The sequence below is a fragment of the Streptomyces bicolor genome (genome assembly GCF_000719285.1).
Taxonomy (GTDB): Bacteria; Actinomycetota; Actinomycetes; order Streptomycetales; family Streptomycetaceae; genus Streptomyces; species Streptomyces bicolor.
On the sequence record NZ_JOFS01000065.1, the window covers coordinates 18691 to 40192 of the forward strand.

The following is a 21502-nucleotide window of genomic DNA, read 5'->3' on the forward strand; positions in this document are numbered from 1 at the left end:
GGATGGCTGTCATTCACCACACCACTCTCAAGCCGACCAAGCTGGAGCTGCTCACGACCTGGCTGCCCACCCGCCCCTGGTACGAGGGCGGCCCGGGCGAACCGGAGTTGACCAAGGCCGGCGGGTTCCGGCTGGACGATCCGGAGGGCGAGGTGGGGATGGAGTTCATGGTGGTCACCGACGCCTCGGGTGCCGCTCCCACCGCCTACCTGGTGCCGCTGACCTATCGCGGCGCACCCCTCGACGGCGCGGAGCACGCCCTGGTCGGCACCATGGAGCACGGCGTTCTGGGGCGGCGCTGGGCCTACGACGGTTGCCATGACCCGGTGCTGGTGGCCCAGTTGACGGCCCTGATCGAGGGGCGGGTCCAGGCCCAGGCACAGAGCCTCAGCGACACGCCCGACCAGGAGGTCAGCCGGTCCTACACCGGTGACGGCGCCGTCCCCCGGGACTTCACCACTGCCACCGACGACCGGGAGGGTACCGAGCTGTCCGCACCACCGCAGGGCGTGACCTTGCGCCTGCACCGCGTCCTGCGCCCCGCCCCGGACGGACCGCTCGCCCTGCCGCCGGGGACTACGGGCCACGTCGCAGGCGCCTGGGACATGCCGGACGGCTCCCGGGTACGGGGGGTGTTCGCCGCCCTGCACACCGACGTCCGGCCCTGACCGCCGTTCGGCGGCACGGTCGTGACCCCGCCGAGGGGCCGTGCCGCTGCTAGGCCCTGTCGTCAAATTCCCGTCTTCCGCCCGAAGGGCGGGCCCGGCGGCGTCTGGTGCGTGCGATCGCAAGGCGGCGGAGCGCCCTCGATGGGGGTGCCCCCACGCGAGCCGAGCGAAGCTCGGTTCGAGCGTGGGGGAGGAGCCACGTGGGCGGTTCGGCAACGCAGCGAGCGTGCGTGCCAGGCGTCGCCGGGCAGGCGGGGCCACTCCTCGTTGCGCCGGGTCATCCAGCGCAGTCGGCCCGCGACCGGCTCCAGGACCTCGATCAGCAGGGTGTTGCCCGCCATGGCCAGGATCCGGTCGTGCAGCCGGCTGTTGACGTCCGTGATCGCCTCCGCGTCCCCCGCCTCGGTCGCGGTGGCCGCCTGGTCGAGGAGTTGCTCGACCTCGGCCAGGTCCTCCGGTGTCGCACGTGAGGCGGCCAGTCCCGCCGCGTACACCTCCAGCGCCTCCCGCAGCTCGAAGAGCTCCTTGACATCGGTCGGGGTCAGCCGCCGTACGACCGTGCGGCGCGGCGTCTCGAAGTGGACGAACCCCTCGGCGACCAGCGCGCGGATCGCCTCGCGGACCGGCACCCGGGAGACCCTGAAGCGTTCGGCCAGCTCCCGCTCGACCAGCCGGTCGCCGGGGCGCAGGCGGCCCGCGATGATCTCCTGCCGCAGGCCGGCCAGGACGCGCTCGCGGACCGCGCCCAGAGGTTCGATCTTCGTCGTGGAGCTCATGGGCTCATCTTCGCCGACTCCGGGTGTGTTTTACGGAGCGTTAACAAGAGCGACATCGGTCGGAACGGTTGACGGGAGGACTATGTCCGCAGTTTGGTATACCAAACCCGCCGTATCGTAGGCGGCTCCTCCACAAGCAGTCCTCCGTCCCCTCGCTCCTGGAGGCCCCGTGTCCATCGCCGACCGTGCCGAAGCCACCGGCACAGCAGCGTTCGTCCCCGATCCCCGGCTCACCAACGAAGACCTCGCGCCCGCGGGCAAGCGCAACTGGAAGGTCTTCGATCTCTTCGCCATGTGGATGTCCGACGTCCACAACCTCGGCAACTACACGTTCGCGGCCGGACTGCTGGTCCTCGGCATGAACGTGTGGCAGGTCTTCACCTCCCTGCTCGTCGGCTTCGTGCTCATCTACATCGGCATGAACTGGATGGGGAAGATCGGCCAGCGCCACGGTGTCCCGTTCCCCGTGGTCAGCCGCATCAGCTTCGGCGTGTGGGGTGCCAACATCCCGGCGCTGATCAGGGCCGTCATCGCCATCATGTGGTACGGCATCCAGACCTATCTGGCGTCCGTCGCCGTCAACATCATGCTGCTGGCCGCCTGGCCGGGCCTGGAGTCCTGGACGCACAACTCCTTCCTGGGCCTGCACCAGCTCGGCTGGTGCACCTTCATCGCCCTGTGGCTGCTCCAGGCGGCGATCATCAGCCAGGGCATGGAGTCGGTCCGCAAGTTCCAGGACTTCTGCGGTCCCGCCATCTGGATCGTGATGATCGCCCTCGCGATCTGGGTGCTCGCCAAGGCCGGCTGGACGATCTCGCTCACCTCGACCCCGAACCCGGTCTCGGTCGGCGAGCAGTGGCGGCAGTGGTTCGGGGCGATCGGCCTGATCCTCGCCACCTACGGCACGCTGATGCTCAACTTCTGCGACTTCTCACGCTTCTCGCCCGACTACAAGACCGTCAAGCGCGGCAACTTCTGGGGCCTGCCCATCAACTCGACGGCATTCGTGGTCGTCTCGGTCATCGTCACGGCGGGCTCGATCGAGGTGTTCGGCAAGGCCATCACGGAACCGGCCTACCTGGTCGCCGAGATCGGCAACACCTGGGTGCTGGTGCTCGGCGCGCTGACCTTCGCCATCGCCACCATGGGCGTCAACATCGTCGCCAACTTCGTCTCACCGGCGTACGACCTGGCCAACGTCTGGCCGCAGAAGATCACCTTCAAGGTCGGCGGCATGATCAGCACGGTGGCGGCGCTGGTGGTGACGCCGTGGAACCTCTTCTCGAACCCGACGGTCGTGAACTACTTCCTCGGCGGTCTGGGCGCCTTCCTGGGCCCGCTGTTCGGCGTGATCATGGTCGACTACTACCTCGTCAAGCGCGGCCGGGTGGACGTCAACGAGCTGTTCTCCGCCGAGCCGGGCTCGCGCTACTACTACCGCAAGGGCGTCAACCCCAAGGCGCTGTGGGCGTTCCTGCCGGCGGCGGGTGTCGCGGCGGTGCTGGCGCTGGTGAAGACGTTCAGCGATGTGGCGCCGTACTCGTGGTTCATCGGTACGGCGATGGCGGCGGGGCTGTACCTGGTGCTGTGCCGCGGTGAGCGTGCGGAGTCCGCCGGCGAGTCCGCGACCGCGTCCGTAGCCGGGTCCGTCGCCGGGTCCGGCACCGAGTCCGTGGCGCGGGAGGTCTGAAGGACGTGCGGATCGTCGTCACCAACTGCAACACCACGCAGGAGATGACCGAGGAGATCGTGCGAGGTGCCCGGGCCGCGGCAGGCCCGGGCACCACCGTGCTCGGGCTCACCCCGGCGTGGGGCCCCGAGTCGGCCGAGGGCTGGCTCGACAGCTACCTCTCGGCGGCGGCGGTGATCGACGCGCTGCGGACGTACGAGGGTCCCGCGTACGACGCGGTCGTCATGGCCGGTTTCGGGGAGCACGGACGTGAGGGTGTCCGGGAGCTGGTGGACGTGCCGGTCGTCGACATCACGGAGGCGGCGGCGCATCTGGCCTGCCTGCTGGGGCGGCGGTACGGGGTCGTGACCACGCTGGAGCGGTCGTGCGGGCAGATCGAGGACAGCCTGGAGACGGCCGGGGTGGGCCGCAACTGTGTCGCCGTGATCGGTACCGGGCTCGGGGTGCTGGAGCTGGAGTCCGGTGAGCGCACGGAATCCGCGTTTCTGGCGGCCGCCGAGCGGGCGCGGGACGCGGGTGCCGAGGTGCTGGTGCTGGGGTGCGCCGGGATGACCGGGTTGCAGCGGACGGTGGGGGAGAAGCTGGGGGTGCCGGTGGTCGACGGGGTGGCGGCGGCCGTCAAACTCGCCGAGTCGCTGGTGGCGTTGGGACTGACGACGAGCCGGGTCGGGGGGTATGCGAAGCCGCTGCCGAAGCGGCGGGGGTGGGGGCGGGAACAGCGGTGATCAGGGCTGACCGGGACGCCAGACATACCGCACGTCCGGCTCCCGCTCCTCGTTGCCGCTGCCGTCGGTGTGCTCGACGGCGACGAAGCCGTGTCGCTCATAGAAGCGGTGGGCCGGCTTGTTGACCTGGAAGGTCCACAGGCTCAGTCCGTCGGGGCGGCGCCGCTTGGCGAGGTCGACGAAGCGGTCTCCGATGCCGCGGCCACGCCAGTCGGGGTCGAGGTAGAGCTGGGAGAGCAGGTCACCGTCGAGCACCATGACGCCGACGACACGGTCGGCGGCCTCGGCCACCCAGGTCTCCCGCAACAGCACCACCACCTCCCGGAAATACGTCCGCACCGCGTCGTCCGAGTGCGCCCGGACGACCGTCGGAAGCGCGGCGGCGAACGACCGCAGCCAGACGTCGGCGGCGGCACCGGCGTCGGTGGCCAGGGCGCGGCGCAGGGCTACGGCGGTCATGACTGCGAGCGATCGGCCGGGGCCTGGGAAGCAGCGCCGTCCGTCGGCTTCTCGGGAAGAGCACTGTCTGCGGGCTCCTCGGGAACCATGGCAGTCGCCGTGATCTCCACCAACTGCCCCGAGTAACCGAGGCAGGCAACCCCGAGAAGCGTCGACGAATGCGGACCGGTGCTCAGCCCGGACGCCTCCACGACCTCCCACACGGCGGACAGCACCGCGGTCTCACCGCTCACCACGTACACGTCGGTCGACAGCACATGGGCCAAGTCGCTGCCGACCGCCCGCAGTTGCTTCTCCATGTTGGCGATCACCTGCTCGGCCTGCCGCACGGGGTCGCCCTCTCCCACGAGGTTCCCGTCGACGTCGAGGGGCACGGCCCCGGCGAGGAAGGCGAGCTTTGTGCCGGCCTCGACGACGGTGGCGTGGGAGTAGGTGGGCGGCGGGAAGAGAGCGGGGGAGGTGACGCGACGGATCATGAGAGCTCCGGGGAGTTCCTGAGGTTTCGCCGGATGGACGGCGGACAACTCGCCGATCATCCGCGCCCTGACCCACGCCCGCACCCGATTTTCCCCTCCGGCTCCCCGATGTCACACGACCAGTGGGCCTCGGCCCACTCCTCCTCCCCGCGCACCAACGGCAGTCCGCGCACGGCCAAATGCAACGCCGGCGTGGCCCGCGCATACAGCCGTACGGCATCACGTTCGTCGGCCATGCGCCGGCAGTGCTCGGTCTCGCGCAGCCGCAGCCGCCCGCCGTCGCTACCGGCGACGAGGAGCGGGAGCAACCGCCCCTCGGCGTCGGCCACCAGGAACGTCACCTCACCTGGACGTAAAGCGACGAGATGCGCACCGCGCCCATGCCCACGGGCCAGGTGTCGATGGCGATGTGAGGCGAGGTCCCAGAGACCGAACCGTCGGCCCTCACCGAAGGCGACGGGGCGTTACTCGGGGCGGACGGCGAGGCGTTCGTGGAGACGGGCCACTTGATCATCTTTCATGCGCCGGAGCGTAGGGACGTGGGCCCCCACCGGGTCGGGCCTTTCACCGACCTCCACCTGGTGATGTCATCCAGGGGGCGGACCACCCTCTCGTTCACGCAACTGGCGTTCGCACTCCTGTGCAAGGTGTGGGTACGCCTCGGAGATGGTCGCGTACACCCTGCGCCGCAGCAGCTTCTCGCCTGCGGCACGGCCCGCGCTTCCGTACAGCTCACCGAGGATCTCGTGGTACCGGCTCAGCCGATGACGCAGATAGTCGACCTCCCACTGCCGGAGCGCACCGGGCTCCGCACCCTTGACCGTGGCCGGCTCCGCGGCACGCCCGAGCCGCCATCGCCCGGGCGCCCGCTTCTCCTCCTGGCGATTACGGTGCTCGACGGCCAGCGCCGCCAACTTGTCCGGAGCCAGCCGCGGCACCTCGAGCGGCTCCGCCGCGATCCGCGCCAGCAGCTCCCGCCGCCTGCGGACAGCTGCAGCCCGCGCCGCCTTCGACCGCCGCACGGCGGCAGCCGCGATGGCACGGAACTCCTCACTCCGCTCGGCGGCCTCGATTCGCTCCATGCTGTACAGGCGGGTCGGCGGGGCAGTCCGGAAGACCGGATTGCCCCCCAGCCTGTCGGGCCGGCCGAGCAGTTGGCGCACCATCCCGAGGGTCCAGCCCCGGGAGCGGAGTCCGGCTTCGGACAGATGCGTATACCTCGATTGCGGCTCCCCGCCGCCCTGACCCGCTTGATCCTTCTCGTGCGTCGTCATCACTGCTTCCCCCGCTGTCGTAACACTGAGTGACGACTTCATTGATAACTCCTGCCACTGACAATGGCCCCGACGGGGTGAGGCCGTCGGGCGGAATTGCCTGGAGGGGCAGCGCAGGGCTACATACGCTGAACACATGCCGACCTCCGACGATCGTGACTTCCTCAACACCGTCGCCGACCGCCTGGCCTCCCTCCCCACCGTCCACGCCGTCGCCCTCGGCGGCTCCCGGGCCCAGGGCACCCACAGAGCCGACAGCGACTGGGACCTGGCGATCTACTACCGGGGCGCCTTCGACCCGGCCCGGCTCCGCGCGGTGGGCTGGGAAGGCGAGGTGTCCGAGGTCGGTGGCTGGGGTGGGGGTGTCTTCAACGGGGGTGCGTGGCTGACGGTCGACGGGCGGCGTGTCGACGTCCACTACCGCGATCTCGACGTGGTCGAGCGGGAGTTGGCGGAGGCGGAGGAGGGGCGGTTCCGGGTGGAGCCGTTGCTGTTCCATCTCGCCGGGATTCCCAGCTACTTGGTCGTCGCGGAGCTGGCCGTCAACCGGGTGCTGCGGGGCGAACTCCCGCGTCCGGCGGCGTATCCGGAGAAGCTGCGCCGCACGGCGGCCGAGCGCTGGTACGGCACCGCCCGAGCCACTCTCGCATACGCCAAGGCCAACCACGCCCCGCCGGGCCGCCTCACCGAACTCGCCGGCGCGCTCGCCTCGGCTGCCGTGCAGACCGGACATGCGGTGCTGGCGGCGCGGGGCGAGTGGGTGACGAACGAGAAGCGCCTGCTGGAGCGGGCGGGGCTGCGGGGTGTTGACGGCGTCATCGGGTCATTGGGTGGCCGCCGTGAGCGGATGAGCGGGGCGGTCGCCGAAGCGGAGCTGCTCTTCGAGCAGGTGATGGAGAGGGAGGCGTCGCCGCGCGCGTGACTGGCACCTGTCCGGTAACGCCGTCGGTGATCACCTGCACCGTCCGTCCCGACCGCCGCACAGCCCTGTGGGCCGTCGTGCTTGCCGGGATGTGGCCGGTCGAGCGGGGGCGCAGGACAATTGTGGGTGAACAGGAGATTTGCCGGTCGGGCGAAGCGCCTGTGGGGCGCCGGTGGCGAGGGTGGCCGGTGATGTGCGGATGGGGCATGCGATGGGTGCGGGACTGATCGGGGCGCAGATCGCGGGCTACCAGGTGGAGTGCGAACTGGGCCGCGGGGGCATGGCCGTCGTGTACCGGGCACGGGATCTGCGGCTCGAGCGTACGGTCGCGCTGAAGCTGCTGACCCCGGACATGGTCCGCAACGACACCTTCCGCCGTCGTTTCGCGCACGAGCAGCGGGTCGCCGCGGCGCTCGACCACCCGCACGTCGTGCCGATCTTCGAGGCCGGCGAGACGGACGGTGTCCTGTACATCGCCATGCGGTACGTCCCGGGACTGGACCTGCGTGGCCTGCTCGACCGGGACGGCCCCCTGCAGGTCGACACCGCGTTGCGCATCGCCGCACAGGTGGCGTCCGCCCTGGACGCGGCTCATGAGCATGATCTGGTGCACCGGGACGTCAAGCCCGGCAATGTGCTGTTGGCCAGGGGTACGGACAGCGACCACCCCGAGCACGTCTATCTCACGGACTTCGGGCTGACGAAGAAATCGCTGTCGCTGACGGGGTTCACGTCCGTGGGCGAGTTCGTCGGCACGCTCGACTATGTGGCACCGGAGCAGATCGCGGGGCGCCCCGTGGACGGCAGGTGCGATCTCTACAGCCTCGCCTGTGTCGTCTACGAAACCCTCGCCGGCGGGCCGCCCTTCCAGCGGGAGGACAGCATGGAACTGCTGTGGGCCCACCAGTACGATCAGCCGCCCGCTCTGAGTGAACGCCGACCCGGTACTCCGCAGGCGATGGACGCGGTGGTGGATCGGGCCCTGGCCAAGGTTCCAGAAGATCGATTCGACTCCTGCCTGGAGTTCGTGGCGGCGTTGCGCGCAGCGGTGCAAGATGTCCGGCCGGCCGCGCATCCGCCGACCCGGGTGGACAGGACCGTCGGGCTGCCTCTTGACCCGCCCTCGTGGGCCCGGCCGGTCTTTGCCCGCCGGCTCGGTCACTGAGTGTGCACGTGTGACGCGGCCCCGTCGGTAGCTGTCGGGCTCCTCAACTCGCCGTCGGCGTCGGCTGGTTGGCGTATGCCGTCACCGCTCAGCCCGCGCGGCGGCCCATGGTCTCCGTGGGTTACGCGACGGCTCCGGGTCTGTCAAGTCCCGAACCCTCGGAACGTGACCTGACCGGACGATTCCCGCCTACTGGAAGTGCAAGACCTCACCGGGCAAACCGGATGAACCGAGGCATCGGGGCACGGATCAGTGCCTTTCACTTCAGGAGGAATCGTGAACTCTACGACCCGCACTCACGAGGGTGTCCGTCCCAAGCGTCGTCTGGCCCTGGCCACGGCGGCGGTGTCCGCCGCGGTCGTCGCCGGAGGCGTCATCATGCCGGCCACCACCGCGTCGGCGGCTCCGATGCCCCCGGCGTCGGAGGCCGAGGCGCTGCCCGGGTTCCAGGAAAAGGGGGGCGGCGGCTACGGCAAGGGCAAGAAGACCACCTGCTGGAGCAAGGCTCACAAGAAGAAGGTCAAGAAGGTCAAGAAGGTCCGCGGCAAGAAGGTCAAGCCGTGCTCCTGCTGGGCGGTCGGTCAGACCTTCTACTGGGACTATGAATACGAGATCTACTACATAGTCATAAAGCACGAAAAGAAGTACTTCTGGGACAGCCACAAGGAATTCAACTACTGGGAGGAGCACCGCCACGACGATTACTGGAAGAACTACCACAAGGACCATGACTTCTGGGAGGACGAGCACCACTGGAAGGACCACGGCTGGGTCGAGGACAACCACGACGATCACGACAAGCCCAAGCCGGACGGCGACCACGACGACTGGGACGACGACAAGCCCAAGCCGGACGACCACGACGACCAGGACAAGCCGGACGAGCCCAAGCCGGACGAGCCCAAGCCGGACGAGGACAAGCCGGACGAGGACAAGCCGGACGAGGACAAGCCGGACGAGGACAAGCCGGACGAGGACAAGCCGGACGAGGACAAGAGCCGGCCGAGGAAGCCCCCGCGGAGGAGGAGCCGGTCGAGGAAGCCCCGGCTGAAGAGGCCCCGGCGGAGGAAGCCCCGGTCGAGGAAGCCCCGGCGGAGGAGGCCCCGGCTGAGGAAGCCCCGGTCGAGGAGGCCCCGGCTGAGGAGGCCCCGGTCGAGGAGGCCCCGGCGGAGGAAGCCCCGGCTGAGGCCCCGGCCGAGGAAGCCCCGGCGGAGGAGGCCCCGGCACCGGCCCTCTGAGGCGCAGGTGACGAGAACGGGAGGCGGTGGAGACGCCGTCGCCCGTTCTCACTGAGGAAACCGAACTGCGGGCCACAACGCCCACCGCGACGGGGTGAAAGCCATGACGGCCTTCACCCCGTCTCCGCTTTGAACCCCCCGAATTTGAACCCCCCGAATTCGAACAGCTCCCGAAAGGATCCGGTGCTCATGTCCCCACAGCTCTGGCGGCGAAGCCTCGCCCAGACGGCACACCCGCGCACGATCGCCCCCAGGACGGCCCGCACCGTCACGTCACCCCGCACGGCGCCCGCGACCCGCCGATCGCCGCGCCGGCCCGCTGATCGGCGCCGACCAGGTGCCGCGGGGCTGTCGCCGGCCGTCCGGCCGCCCCACGAGAGGGCGCCGCCCCCTCGGTCGACGACAGCGGTGTGCCGCGGGTGCGCTGCGCTCGCGGCACAGGCGACCTCGTCATCCGCAGGCGGGGCAGTGCCCCGGTCAGGTGCTGGACCCAGGCCGGGAATCGGCCGTATGCCGTGCTCCACCGCATCCGGTCAAGCGGTGCCGTTCAGCCCGGGGTGAGCAGCTGCTCGGCCCAGACGGTCTTGCCGGTGGCCTCGTGCCGGGTGCCCCAGCGCTGGGTGAGCTGGGCGACCAGCAGCAGGCCCCGTCCTCCCTCGTCGAAGACCCGGGCGCGGCGCAGGTGCGGGGCTGTGCTGCTGGAGTCGAAGACCTCGCAGATGAGGTTGCGGCCCTCATGGATCATCCGCAGCCGGGCGGGTTCGCGGCCATAACGCAGGGCGTTGGTGACCAGTTCGCTGACGACGAGTTCGGTGACGAACCCCGCCTCCTCCAGCTGCCAGGCGGCCAGCTGGTCGGCGGCCAGCCGGCGGACTTGGGCGACGACCGTGGGATCGAAGGTCAGCTCCCAGGTGGCGACCCGGTCGGCGCCGAGGCAGCGGGAACGGGCGACGAGCAGGGCGACGTCGTCGTCCGGCGGGTGGGTCAGCATGGCCGTGAGGAGCCGGTCGCAGACGGCGTCCGGCGTCGAGGCGGGGCGGGCGAGGGTGGCGAACATCTTGTCCAGGGCCTCGTCGATGTCATGATCGCGCGCTTGGAGCAGACCGTCGGTGTACAGGGCGATCAGACTGCCCTCGGCGAGTTCGGTGTCCATGGTCTCGAACGGCAGGCCGCCGAGGCCCAGGGGCGGTCCGGGCGGGACGTCGAGGAAGTGCACGGTGCCGTCAGGGGCGACCACGGCGGGCGGGGGATGGCCGGCCCGGGCCAGTGTCAGGTGCCGGGAGATGGGGTCGTAGACGGCGTAGAGGCAGGTGGTGCCGATGCCCGCGGCACCCTGCACCGCCTCCTCGGGCCCGGCTTCCTCGGCGGACAGGTGCACGACGAGATCGTCGAGGTGGGTCAGCAGTTCATCGGGCGGCATATCGACGTCGGCCAGGGTGCGCACTGCGGTGCGCACCCTGCCCATGGTCGCCGACGCGCGTATGCCGTGACCGACCACGTCGCCCACCACCAGGGCCACCCGGGAGCCCGACAGCGGGATCACGTCGAACCAGTCGCCGCCCACGCCCGCCCGGCCGCCGGCCGGCAGGTAACGGGTGGCGACGTCCAGGGCCTGCTGATCGGAAAACGTCTGCGGCAGCAGGCTGCGCTGCAGGGTCACCGTGGTGGTGTGCTCCCGACCGCCGCGCCGGGCTCGGTGGATGGCCTCGGCAGCCGTGCCCGCCAGTTGCTCGCCCAGCCACATGTCGTCCGCGTCGAAGGGTTCCCGACGCCGGTGACGGCCCAGCAGCACCGCCCCGACGACATCGCTCTGGGCGCGCAACGGCACCACCATCACCGAACGCACCTCCGCCCGGCCGATCCAGGCGGCCTGGGGATCCTCGTCCGCCCACCGGGCGATGGCCGGCTCGCCCGCCCCGTACACGGCCGCCCGTCCCTCGGTCAGACACCGGGCCACCGGCGAACCGGCCGGGTAGCGCACCGACTCGCCCGCCGCGGCCAGCACGCCGGTCTCGCCGAGGACGGACCGCACCGCGATACGGCTCAGGCGCACCCGCCCCGTCGGCCCGGTGGTGTCCGCCCCGCCGCCGTGCCAGAAGTAGTCCAGCACCTCGACAGCGGCGAAGTCCGCCACCGCGGGCACCACGACCTCGGCCAGCTCGCGCGCCGTGCGCTCGGGGTCACCGGTGGTGCCGATGCGGGCCTGGCCCTGCAGCAGCATCCGCTGCCGGGCCGGGTACGCCCCCGCCGAGGGGTGTGCCACCAGACACACCGCACGTGCCGGGGCGTCAGCCTTCTCCGGCGGTGCGAGCGGTGCCAGCGACGCCGGCCAGGCGCCCTCCGTACCCACACCCCCGGGGCCGATGAGATCGGCGACATGCTGGACACCGTTTCCCTCCAGCACGAGGCGCATCGCTGCCTCGGCCCGATCGCTGGAGGGATGCGGTGCCAGCTCCGCCAGCCGCCACCCGCGCATCTCCTCCTCGGTCAGTGACAGCGCGCCTTCAAGGACGGCATTCGCCCCCACCAGCCGCAGATCCGAGTCGAAGACCCCGACGACGCAGGGCAGCTGGCGCAACACCCACTCGCCGAACACGCCGCCCGGCGGTAGCACTTCCCCCGGCGTCGTCGACGGCCCGCCGGCCGTTCTCGCCAGCACCAGCCACTCGGCCGCCGCAGCCCCGGAATCCCGTCGGTGGGCCAGCAGCCGTTGCTGCAGGCGCCGGCCGTCCCGATGCTGCAACAGCGCCGTGCCGCTCCACCTGCGACGTCCGGCCGCGACCCGCCGTGCCCGGTCCCCGACGTCACCGGCCAGCAGCCGCGCCGCCGGATGGCCGACCACCTCGTCCGGTCCATAGCCCAGGAGCCGCCCGGCCCCCTCGCTCCACCCCGTCACGATGCCCCGCTCGTCCACGGTGGCCGTGCACGCCCGCTGCGATGCAGCACCCGCCCGTGCCCACTCGCCGGAAGGGGAGGAAGGTCGCGCCATCACCGCTCCTCTGGCCGTTGAGGTACCTGCGGCACCCCCTAACCAGCGTGCTGCTGAAGCGCGCCGACCACCAACCGGAGACCCCCGCGCCCACGCGCACTCCCGGCCGGACCAGCCCCGACAGTTGGCGGACTCTTGGCCGCGGCTTTGCCTGTGACACGCCTGTGACAACGGGCGGACACGGCGATGACGTTCTCCAGACAGGGTCTTTACAAGGGACAAACAGCAGCAATCGGGCATTCTCTTCAGCTTTCAAGGGTGCGAGCGGAGACGACCGAGCCGACCGCCGGAGAACCCCCCATGAACCTCACTGCCACTCCCACCGAGACCGCCACGCTCACTCCCCGCGAACGGGAGACCCTGCTCCACATCGCCTCAGGCCACACCTACTGCCAGACGGCCCGCCACATGGGGCTCTCGCAGCACACGGTCGACACCTACCTCCGCCGCATCCGAGCCAAGTTCCAGGTCAACACCACCGCGGAACTCACCCGTCTCGCCATCGCCCTCGGCATGTGAGCCGCGCGATCCGCAACCTCCGAGCGATGACGTTGGAGGCCCGGGAGCGATTGCGTTCATAAAGAACGTGGCTCTGCCAAGCATCGTCACATCCTCGAAATACGGCCGTCCCATCCCCTCCAGGACCTCGGCCTACCGTGGACAGCGCAAGCAACCGCCCGGCCACCGTCGCCCGAAGGCGCCCGCCCCGCCCTCGTCCTGACAGGAGCCCTGTGTCCCGCCCCGCGGCCCCGACGTTCACCCTTCCGCCCTGGCTGGCCCACGCCCTGCGCGCCCAACGCGGCCCGGTCCCCTGGAGCGCCGTCACCCGAGGGGCGCTGGCCGCCGGCCCGCTCCTCCTCGCCGCCGTCCTCGTCGGCCGCGTCTCCCTCGGCGTCGTCGCCGCCATCGCCGCCATGCTCGCCGGCATCAACGACCGCCCCGGCAGCCGCCGTGCCTCCGTCAAGCGGCTCGGGATGCCCGCGCTGGCAGGGGCGGCCGGCATGTTCGTCGGGACATACGCCGGGGACCACGTCGGGGCGGTTCCGCTCACTCTTCTCCTGACCGGCCTCGGGCTCTTCGCCGGCGGCATCAGTGCCGTCGGACCGGTGGCGTCCGGCGCCGGTACGCAGCTTCTCGTCGCGGCCGCCATCGGGGCCGGGATGCCGTTGCCCGAGAGCGGGTGGCAGCGGGCGCTCGCCTATCTCGCCGGCGCCGCCTGGCTGCTCGCGTTGCGGCTCGCGCTCCCCACGCCCGGTTCCCTCGGCGGGGACTTCCGGTTCGACGGGGAGCGGGACGCGGTGGCGGGCGTCTACGACGCCGTCGCCGAGCTGCTCGACGCCGCGGGGACCGACCGGGCCACCGCCCGCCGCGCCGCGCTGACCGCAGCCCTCGATCACGCGCAGGACGCCCTCACCGGGCCCCGGCTGCGCCGGTACGCCTCCTCGTCCGCCGAGCGGAGGCTGCACGCGCAGTACGCCGCCGCGTTGCCGCTCGCCGAGGCCGCCACCGCGCTCGCCTGGGCCGGGGAGGCCGCGTCGGCCCGCGCCTCCGAGGGCCCACGACGCCTCGCCGCCGCCGTACGCGACAACACGCACACCGGACCACTCCCCGCCCCGTCCCGTTCCGCGCCCGCGCTGCGCGCCCTCGACGACGCCCTGCTGCACGCCGCCGAGGCCTTCGACCGGGGCAAGGGCAACCGCGACCTGCACACCCGGCGCCGTACGGCGAGGGACCTGATCCAATCGGTGTTCGGGGCCGGCGGACGGGAGTACGGGCTGCGCGTCGCCCTCTCCTTCGGGGCCAGCGCCGGCATCGCCCAGGCCCTGCACCACGCCAGGTGGTACGGGGAGCACGAGCACTGGTACTGGCTTCCCGCCACCGCGGTCTTCCTCGTCAAGCCCGACCTCGGTCCCCTCGTGTCCCGGGTGCTGTGCCGCGCCGCGGGCACCGTGCTGGGAGCCCTGCTGTTCGCCGGGTTCGCGGCCGTGCTGCCCCGGCCGGAAGGGCTCATCGCGCTGGTGGCCCTCAGCGGTGCCCTCATTCCCGTGGCCACCCGCCACTTCGCCGCCCAGACCGCCGTCGTGACCGTCCTGGTGCTCGCCCTCGTGATGGTCGGTGGCGAGCCGCAGGCCTCGGTGAGCCGGATCGGGGAGACGCTGCTGGCCTGCGCGATCGTGCTCGTCGTGGGTCACCTGCCGATGCCGGGGCAGCGGGGCGGGGGCGTCCGGGCGCGCCTCGCCGCGGCGAGCCGGGCCGCGCATGCCTACCTCGCGCATGTGGTGGGCGAGTGCGATGGCGGGGCTGGTTCCGGTGCCCGTGTCGGGATGGATGCCGAATCCCGTGCCGGACACGGCGATCACGCTGACCACGACGGCAAGAGCCACCCGGCCGCCTCCGCCGACCGGGCCCGCCGCTGGACCCTCCGCCGCGAGGCCTACCGCGCGCTCGCCGAGGCCCGTACCGCCATCGCCCTCGCCTCCGCCGAACTGCCCGCGCTGGCCCGGCACGCCGAGGGCGCGCACGAACTCGCCGACGCCCTGGAGCGGCTCGTCGACACCACCACCGCATGCGCCGTCCACCTCGACGACACCGGCCGGCTCACGGCCCACCACACCCGGCGCCTCACCGAGGTCCTCGACGAACTGGCCGCGGGACGACAGCGAATGGGCCTGCACGAGCCGGAGCTGCCCGTCGCCGTGTGAGCCACGGCCACCGCCTCAGACGCCGACCACCGCCTCAGACACCGATCACACGTCACGCGCCGCCCAGCACTTCAGCCCCGTCCGCCTCTCCATCCGGTATCCCCGGCGTCCCGGTCGTCCTCTCCTGCGGCCCTTCCCACCACACACACCAACGCGCTCCCCTTCCCGCTCACCCCCACTCGCACCTCCGTCGCGAACCCGTGCGCCGCCACGACCGGCTCCACCTTCCCGGCGATCTCCTGTGCCCGTTGCCCCGCGGGCGGCTCCCAGCACAGGCACAAGGTGCCTCCAGGCGCGAGCCACCTCCGCAGCGCCGCCAACTCCTGATCGGGGGACCGGACCCAGAAGAGGTTCACGTCGACCGCGAGGATCCGGTCGAAGGACCCGTCCGGGAACTCGGCCTCCTCCAGATCCGCCACCCGAACCACGGCCCGGCCCGCCGCCACACTCTCCGCGTTACGGCGCCGGGCCGCCGCCACCGCCGTACCCGAGCGGTCGATCGCCGTCACCGTGCCCGAGGTCAGCCGCTCGCAGAGCAGGGCGAGGGCGACTCCCCGGCCGCAGCCGATCTCCAGCACCCGGTCACCGGGGGCGGGGTCCAGGTTCCGCACCGCCCACGTCAGGCGCTCCGGGACCGAGCCCACGGCGGTCCGTCCCTCAGCCCTAGACCCGTACCCAGACCGGCGCGTGATCCGACCCCGCCGCGCCCCGCCGCTCCTGCGGATCCGCCCCCACCGACGGCAGCTCCGGCGCACCGGCCCCCGGCAGCCCCGTCCCCGCCGCCGTCACCCGGTGGACCAGGCGGTGGCTGCACAGGACGTGGTCGATCAGCTCACGCCGCCCGGAGTTCACCCGCGAGAACCGCTGATCGGCCGGGATCAGCGGCGCCACGTTCCACAGGCGGCCGAAGTCGCCCTTGTCGTCCGCATCGAAGCCGGGCGTGCCGATCTCCGAGCCGGGCGGGCCCAGCAGGATCTGGGTGGTCGCGGCCTGGACGTCGTCGTTCAGGTCGCCGACCACCGCCACGGCACGCTCACGTCCGTCGCCGGCCAGCAGCACATCGGCCAGTGCGCGCAGCGCCGTCGCCTCCGCCGCCCGCCGGTAGAGGGCGTACGCGCCGTAGCGGGCCCTTTCGCCCTCGTCGCGGGGGAAGAAACGATCGTTCGGATACGTCAGCAGCTTCGACTTCAGATGGGCCACCGCCACCCGCAGCGGCCCGGCCCCCGTCTCCGTCTCCACCGCCAGGAATCCCCGGCCCGCCGCCGACGCCCTGCCGCCCTCGTCGTCCGCCTGCACCGGGACCAGCTTCGCCGGGAAGGCCTGCGTGTCGTGCAGTACGCGCAGCTCCGTACGGCTGAGGAAGCCGACCCGGATGCCCCGGCCGTCCGCGTGCTCGGAGAGCGCGACATGCCAGTCGCCGCCCAGCATCCCCACCAGGTCCCGCAGAGCCTCCGGCTCGCCGACCTCCTGCACGCCGAGCAGCGCCGGGTCGAGCTCGGTCACGACCGCGGCCAGCGCGGCGAGCTTCGTCTCGTACGCGGCCTTGTCCTTGGGGCCGAACTCGCCGCCGGGCCGGTACAGGTTCTCCAGGTTCCAGGTGCCGAGGAGCATGCCGGGCCCCTTCCAGAAGCCGTGGGCCTTCCGGCCGTCGAGTGGCCGTGGTGGGGCCAGCGTGCCCGGGTGTCCGGCCCGTGCGACAGCCCCGCGACCGGATGCGCGGTTCGGCTCACGCGACCCGACGACCGCGTCGTACGTTGGCGTGATGACGCCTTCTCCCGCAGAAGCTCCCGCCGACCTCATCATCACCGGATGCACCGTCCTCGTGCACGACGATCAAGAGCGGATCGGGTTCGAGGAGAACGCCGCGATCGTCGTACACGGCGGAGTCGTCGAGACCGTCACGACCGCCGACGCCGTGCGGGACCGAGCCGCGGTCGAGCGGCTCGACGCCGCCGGCCAGGTCGCCCTCCCCGGCCTGGTCAACTGCCACACCCACGCCCCCATGGTCGCCCTGCGCGGGGTCGCCGAGGACCTGCCCACCGAGGAGTGGTTCAACGACGTCGTCTGGCCCGTCGAGTCCAACCTCACCGAGAAGGACGTGGAGTTGGGCGCCCGGCTCGCCTGCGCCGAGATGATCCGCGGCGGCGTCACCTGCTTCGCCGACCACTACTTCGCGATGGACGCCGTCGCCGCCGTCGTGGCGGAATGCGGGATGCGGGCACACCTCGGAGAGGCCTACTTCTCCTCCCAGGGACCCCAAGGCCGGGAGAAGTCGCTGGAGTTCGCGCTACGGCAGCGCGGCGCCGCGGACGGCCGTATCACCACCACCCTCGCCCCGCACGCCCCCTACACCGTCGACGAAGCCGACCTCGCCGCCACCGCCGAACTCGCCCGCGAGCACGGCCTCCCCGTCCACATCCACGCCTCCGAGAACCGCGACCAGGCCGACACCAGCCTCGCCCGCCACGGCGTCACCCCCGTCGAAATCCTCCACCGCGCCGGGATCCTCGACACCGACGTCCTCATCGCGCACGGCACGGGCATCCTCGACCGCGACCTGCCGGTGCTCCGGAACGCCACCGGCCGTATCGCCGTCGCCACCGCCCCGCGCGGCTACCTCAAGTTCGCCTGGCCCACCACCACACCCGTACGCGCCCTGCACGAGCTCGGCATCCCGGTCGGCCTGGCCACGGACGGTGCCGCCTCCAACAACTCGCTCGACGTATGGGAGTCGATGGCCCTCACCGCCCTCATTCAGAAGTCGACCACCGGCGACCCCCGCTGGCTGACGTCCCGTCAAGCTCTGCACCACGCCACGCTGCAGAGCGCCCGCGCCGTCGGACTCGGCGAGGCGGTCGGCAGCATCGCCCCCGGCCGCCGCGCCGACATCATCCTGGTCGACCTCACCGGCCCGCACACCCAGCCCGTCCACGACCTCGCCGCCACCCTCGTGCACAGCGCCCGCTCCTCCGACATCCGCACGACGATCGTCGACGGGCGAATCCTGATGCGCGACCGTGAGCTGCTGACGATCGATGTGCCGGAGGTGGTCGGGGAGCTGGGGGAGCGGATGCCTGCTCTGCTGGACCGGAGTCACGGCAAGCGGATCCAGGAGTACGACACATAGGCTCATCGACCACGCCTCGCCACGCGCCCGTGGGCTGCTCGCGCTGCCGCTGACGTACCCCGGAGAAATCTCCTGAAATTCCGCCGGCCCGGCGATGAGTTCCGCCCTTCCTACCGGTCACCACCCGGAACGGACCGTCGAACAGGAGGGGCGCCCATGTCGCTTCCGGAGATCGTCTCGCGCGAGCAGTGGCGCGTTGCGCGCGAGGAACTGCTGGTCAAGGAGAAGGCGGCCACGCGCGCGCGTGACGCGCTCAACGCCGAGCGGCGCCGACTGCCGATGGTCGAGATCGAGGAGGACTACGTCTTCGAGGGCGGCGACGGCAAGGCCACACTGGCCGACCTCTTCGAGGGGCGGCGCCAACTCGTCGTCTACCACTTCATGTTCGCCCCCGAGTGGGACGCCGGCTGCCGCAGCTGCTCGGGGTTCCTGGACCAGATCGGCCATCTGGCGCACCTGAAGGCACGCGGCACGACTCTTGTCGCCGTCTCCAGGGCGCCGTATCCGAAGATCCTGCCGTTCAAGGCGCGCATGGGGTGGACGGTGCCCTGGTACTCGTCCCACGGCAGCGACTTCAACCATGACTTCGAGGCGACCCTGGAGCACGAGGGCGAGCTGGTGGAACGGCCCGGCGTCAGCTGTTTCCTGCGGGACGGGGATCGCGTCTTCCACACCTACTCGACGTATGAGCGCGGCCTGGACGGGCTGGGCTCGACCACCGGCTTCCTGGACCTCACCGCGCTGGGCCGGCAGGAGGAGTGGGAGGAGCCCAAGGGGCGTGCGTCGGCTCTTGGGGCGCCTGCGGGCAGTGAGCGCATCCGATACCACGACGAATACGAGGACTGACGCGGAACGTGGCGATGGATCACCGGAGTGTGAGGGTCTGCTTCGGAAAGTGAGTACATGCTCACACATCGCGGTGAACGAGTGTCAACTACGTCTCAGTCCCGTCACCGGGCGAGCCGTTTCACCTCCGGCAGGCGTTAACTCCTACAAGTACAACGCTTTCTGGAGGTCAGGATGGTGAACGGGCGAACAGTGCTCGAACGCTTTCCCGCGGGCGGGCCACGAGGATCATGGCCGGCCGAGGAATTCGCACACGCGCGGCGCCTGGAGGGCCTGCCCGCGGAGGTCGTCATGGACCTCGCGTCGGACGCGTTCCTGGTGATCGTCCGCGGTGAGTTCGCGGGCGGCGCCGCAGCGTGAGCCGCGTGCGGTGCGCCCCTGGGACGGGCCTGTCGGTCAGTGGCAGGGGCGGTGTCGGTCAGCCCGCTTTCGGCGTGGGAACCGGTGCCGTGAACTGCTCCGCCTGGAGCGAGTACAACTCCGCGTAGACACCGCCGGTGGCCAGCAGCTCCTCCGGTGTCCCGGACTCCACGAGCCTGCCCTGGTCGAGGACGTGCACCAGATCGGCATGGCGTACGGACGCCAGCCGGTGGGTGATGAGGACGACCGTCTGCCCGGCGGAGGCCAGGGCGCGGATCTTCTCGAAGACCTCCAGCTCGGCCCGTGCGTCCAGGGCCGCCGTCGGCTCGTCCACGATCAGGATGTGGCCACGCCGGTACGCGGCCCGGGCGATCCCGAGCCGCTGCCACTGCCCGCCGGACAGCTCGTGCCCACCGCTGAACTGGCGGGCCAGCAGGGTGTCCAGGCCGCGCGGCAGATCGGCCACCACGTCCTGCGCCCCGGCCTCGGCGAGCGAGGCGGCCAGGCGCTCTTCGGTGAGCGGCGCGGAAGAACGCCCGACGGCGACATTGACCCTGGCCGTGAACGGCCAGCGCTTGAAGTCCTGGGCCACCATCGCGATGCGCTCGGCGAGCCGGCGCCGGTCGGCGGTCGCGGCGTCGACGCCGTCCCAGAGGATGCGGCCCCGGTCCGGCGTGTAAAGGCCCGCGAGCAGCTTCACCAGAGTGGTCTTCCCGGACCCGTTCTCGCCGACCAGCGCGATGATCCGGCCGAGAGGGAGGGTCAGCGTGACGTCGTCGAGGGCGGGACGGGAGGACTCGCCCGGGTAGGAGAAGCTGACGTTCTCGAACCGGATCTCCTGCGGATCGTCGGGCAGGGCCTCGCCACCGGCCGGAATCGCCCGCTCGGCCGCCTCGACGTACAGCCGCTGCAGATCGCCCACGAACAGGGCCTCCTCGTGGAGCGCGTTGACCTCCAGCACCAGGCTGTCCAGGCTGGAGGACCCGGTGCGGATGGCGATGACGGCCGTACCCGCCACGGACAGCGCCATGGCCCCGGCGAGCAGCAGCCCGCCCAGCGTCGCGTACGTCGCGACGGTCGCGAGCCCCGTCCACGCCGCCGCGATGAGCCCCGTACGCGCCGCGAGCCGGGCCAGCCGCGCCTGCTCGGCCTCCGCCGTCTCCGACATGGCCCGGTAGTGACGCAGCAGGAAGGGGCCCACACCGTGCACCCGGATCTCGGGCGCGGCGGCGGGCTCGGTCAGCAGCCCGCTGATCAGATGGCCGGCGCGCGAGTGCTGCACCCAGGTGTGGAAGGACTCATACCGGCGCCGGGCGTTCGTCAGGGCGCTCCAGGCGCTGGGCAGGGTCATGGTCGCGAGGAGCGGGAGCAGGGCGGGATGCAGCACGGTGAGCACGCCGGCAGCCGCGATCAGCGAGATGGCGGCATTCACGACACGCGTGCTGTACGAGATCATGCGGCGGGCCGCCGAGGCGCCGTACTGCGCGGTGTCCAGCAGCTTGTGGAAGGCGTGGTCCTCGATCGCGGCCAGCTCCACGGCGGCGGCCCGCTCCAGATACAGCTCGGTCGCCACGCGCTCCACCTTGGGCTCGAGGCGGCCCGTGGCATACGTCGACGCGGCCCGCAGCAGGGTGGACACGACCATGACGGCGGCCATGACGACAAGCGCCGGAACGGCACCCCGTAGCCGTTCCTCCAGCGCCCCGCCCCCGATCAGCCGCCCCAGCACACTGTTGACCGCGAGCAGCCCGACCGCCTGCGCCAGCCCTCGGCCCACCTCGGCCACCAGCACGGTCCGCGCGGCCCGCCGATCGGCCTGCCAGGCGAGCCGGAAACTGGACGCCAACAAGGACGGCAACCGCCTCACCATGGCCCGGAAGCTCAGCTCCAGGAACGCGTCCCGATGCTGATTCCACCCCATGTCGTACCGCAGAGGCCCCCCGAACAACAGCCGCTCCGACTCGGAAACCCCACCCTCACCGGAACCGCGCTTCTTCCCCACCGCCCAGCCTCCCCCGACCGTCGCTCGTGACGGAGGGCCACTATGACGGGGCGGGCGGCACCGGGGGAGGGCGTGAGTGGGGG

Annotated in this window: 20 protein-coding genes; 11 read left to right on the forward strand and 9 right to left on the reverse strand. The window is 71.4% G+C overall.

Annotated elements, in window-relative coordinates; translation table 11 throughout:
• Positions 1–2 precede the first annotated feature (2 nt).
• The gene (locus IF78_RS0141630; RefSeq protein ID WP_031487890.1) at positions 3–668 is read left to right on the forward strand and encodes a maltokinase N-terminal cap-like domain-containing protein; all 666 of its coding nucleotides are present in this window, start codon (positions 3–5) and stop codon (positions 666–668) included.
• Positions 669–730: 62 nt separating this feature from the next.
• Here the strand turns inward: IF78_RS0141630 and IF78_RS0141635 are convergent, their stop codons facing one another.
• Positions 731–1444 carry a GntR family transcriptional regulator gene (locus tag IF78_RS0141635; RefSeq protein ID WP_244889810.1) on the reverse strand — a complete coding sequence of 238 codons (714 nt, stop codon included), beginning with the start codon at positions 1442–1444 and terminating at the stop codon, positions 731–733.
• A 169-nt stretch (positions 1445–1613) separates the two neighbouring features.
• Between IF78_RS0141635 and IF78_RS0141640 the strand changes: the two genes are divergently transcribed.
• Together IF78_RS0141640 and IF78_RS0141645 are read left to right on the forward strand one after the other, a co-directional pair.
• Positions 1614–3134, forward strand: a complete 1521-nt coding sequence (locus IF78_RS0141640) for an NCS1 family nucleobase:cation symporter-1 (RefSeq protein ID WP_037642724.1) — start codon at positions 1614–1616, stop codon at positions 3132–3134.
• 5 nt (positions 3135–3139) lie between these two features.
• Positions 3140–3859, forward strand: a complete 720-nt coding sequence (locus tag IF78_RS0141645) for an aspartate/glutamate racemase family protein (protein ID WP_031487858.1) — start codon at positions 3140–3142, stop codon at positions 3857–3859.
• On the opposite strand, the gene IF78_RS0141650 is transcribed toward IF78_RS0141645, so the two are convergent.
• From IF78_RS0141650 to IF78_RS0141670, 4 genes are all read right to left on the reverse strand, one after another.
• Positions 3860–4318 (reverse strand): GNAT family N-acetyltransferase, encoded by a 459-nt coding sequence (locus IF78_RS0141650; protein ID WP_031487859.1) that lies wholly within the window; start codon positions 4316–4318, stop codon positions 3860–3862.
• Entirely contained in the window at positions 4315–4794 is a 480-nt protein-coding gene (locus tag IF78_RS0141655; protein WP_051828662.1) for a RidA family protein, read from the reverse strand. The genes IF78_RS0141650 and IF78_RS0141655 overlap by 4 nt, the downstream gene beginning before the upstream one ends.
• A 56-nt stretch (positions 4795–4850) precedes the next feature.
• The gene (locus tag IF78_RS0141660; RefSeq protein WP_031487861.1) at positions 4851–5135 is read right to left on the reverse strand and encodes a hypothetical protein; all 285 of its coding nucleotides are present in this window, start codon (positions 5133–5135) and stop codon (positions 4851–4853) included.
• A 246-nt stretch (positions 5136–5381) separates the two neighbouring features.
• Positions 5382–5876, reverse strand: a complete 495-nt coding sequence (locus tag IF78_RS0141670) for a hypothetical protein (RefSeq protein ID WP_234440008.1) — start codon at positions 5874–5876, stop codon at positions 5382–5384.
• A gap of 328 nt (positions 5877–6204) precedes the next feature.
• Between IF78_RS0141670 and IF78_RS0141675 the strand changes: the two genes are divergently transcribed.
• The 3 genes from IF78_RS0141675 (at position 6205) to IF78_RS49295 (ending at position 9448) form a co-directional block, all read left to right on the forward strand.
• Positions 6205–6990 (forward strand): nucleotidyltransferase domain-containing protein, encoded by a 786-nt coding sequence (locus IF78_RS0141675; protein WP_031487863.1) that lies wholly within the window; start codon positions 6205–6207, stop codon positions 6988–6990.
• Between the two features lie 211 nt (positions 6991–7201).
• Positions 7202–8155, forward strand: a complete 954-nt coding sequence (locus IF78_RS0141680; protein ID WP_234440009.1) for a serine/threonine-protein kinase — start codon at positions 7202–7204, stop codon at positions 8153–8155.
• Positions 8156–8533: 378 nt separating this feature from the next.
• Positions 8534–9448: a hypothetical protein gene (locus IF78_RS49295; protein WP_158751700.1), complete on the forward strand. Its 915-nt coding sequence runs from the start codon at positions 8534–8536 to the stop codon at positions 9446–9448.
• A gap of 492 nt (positions 9449–9940) precedes the next feature.
• On the opposite strand, the gene IF78_RS0141695 is transcribed toward IF78_RS49295, so the two are convergent.
• On the reverse strand, positions 9941–12382 hold the full coding sequence (locus IF78_RS0141695) for a SpoIIE family protein phosphatase (protein ID WP_037642730.1): 2442 nt from the start codon (positions 12380–12382) through the stop codon (positions 9941–9943).
• A gap of 300 nt (positions 12383–12682) precedes the next feature.
• Here IF78_RS0141695 and IF78_RS0141700 point away from each other — a divergent pair, with 300 nt between their 5' ends.
• Complete coding sequence (locus IF78_RS0141700; RefSeq protein ID WP_031487867.1) at positions 12683–12901, forward strand: response regulator transcription factor; 219 nt, start codon at positions 12683–12685, stop codon at positions 12899–12901.
• 212 nt (positions 12902–13113) lie between these two features.
• On the forward strand, positions 13114–15084 hold the full coding sequence (locus tag IF78_RS0141705) for an FUSC family protein (protein ID WP_031487868.1): 1971 nt from the start codon (positions 13114–13116) through the stop codon (positions 15082–15084).
• Between the two features lie 71 nt (positions 15085–15155).
• Here IF78_RS0141705 and IF78_RS0141710 read toward each other — a convergent pair whose 3' ends face one another.
• Both IF78_RS0141710 and IF78_RS0141715 read right to left on the reverse strand, forming a co-directional pair.
• Entirely contained in the window at positions 15156–15728 is a 573-nt protein-coding gene (locus IF78_RS0141710) for a class I SAM-dependent methyltransferase (RefSeq protein WP_051828660.1), read from the reverse strand.
• A gap of 19 nt (positions 15729–15747) precedes the next feature.
• Positions 15748–16695, reverse strand: coding sequence for an endonuclease/exonuclease/phosphatase family protein (locus IF78_RS0141715; RefSeq protein ID WP_031487870.1), 948 nt, complete (start codon positions 16693–16695; stop codon positions 15748–15750).
• 151 nt (positions 16696–16846) lie between these two features.
• Here IF78_RS0141715 and IF78_RS0141720 point away from each other — a divergent pair, with 151 nt between their 5' ends.
• The 3 genes from IF78_RS0141720 to IF78_RS0141730 all read left to right on the forward strand — a co-directional run bounded on the left by IF78_RS0141720 (position 16847) and on the right by IF78_RS0141730 (position 19417).
• Positions 16847–18211 (forward strand): amidohydrolase, encoded by a 1365-nt coding sequence (locus IF78_RS0141720; RefSeq protein WP_031487871.1) that lies wholly within the window; start codon positions 16847–16849, stop codon positions 18209–18211.
• Positions 18212–18367: 156 nt separating this feature from the next.
• Positions 18368–19057 carry a DUF899 domain-containing protein gene (locus IF78_RS0141725; protein ID WP_031487872.1) on the forward strand — a complete coding sequence of 230 codons (690 nt, stop codon included), beginning with the start codon at positions 18368–18370 and terminating at the stop codon, positions 19055–19057.
• Between the two features lie 174 nt (positions 19058–19231).
• On the forward strand, positions 19232–19417 hold the full coding sequence (locus IF78_RS0141730; protein WP_031487873.1) for a hypothetical protein: 186 nt from the start codon (positions 19232–19234) through the stop codon (positions 19415–19417).
• A 58-nt stretch (positions 19418–19475) separates the two neighbouring features.
• Here the strand turns inward: IF78_RS0141730 and IF78_RS0141735 are convergent, their stop codons facing one another.
• A complete protein-coding gene (locus tag IF78_RS0141735; protein ID WP_031487874.1) occupies positions 19476–21419 on the reverse strand; it encodes an ABC transporter ATP-binding protein in 1944 nt (647 codons plus the stop codon).
• Between the last annotated feature and the right edge of the window lie 83 nt (positions 21420–21502).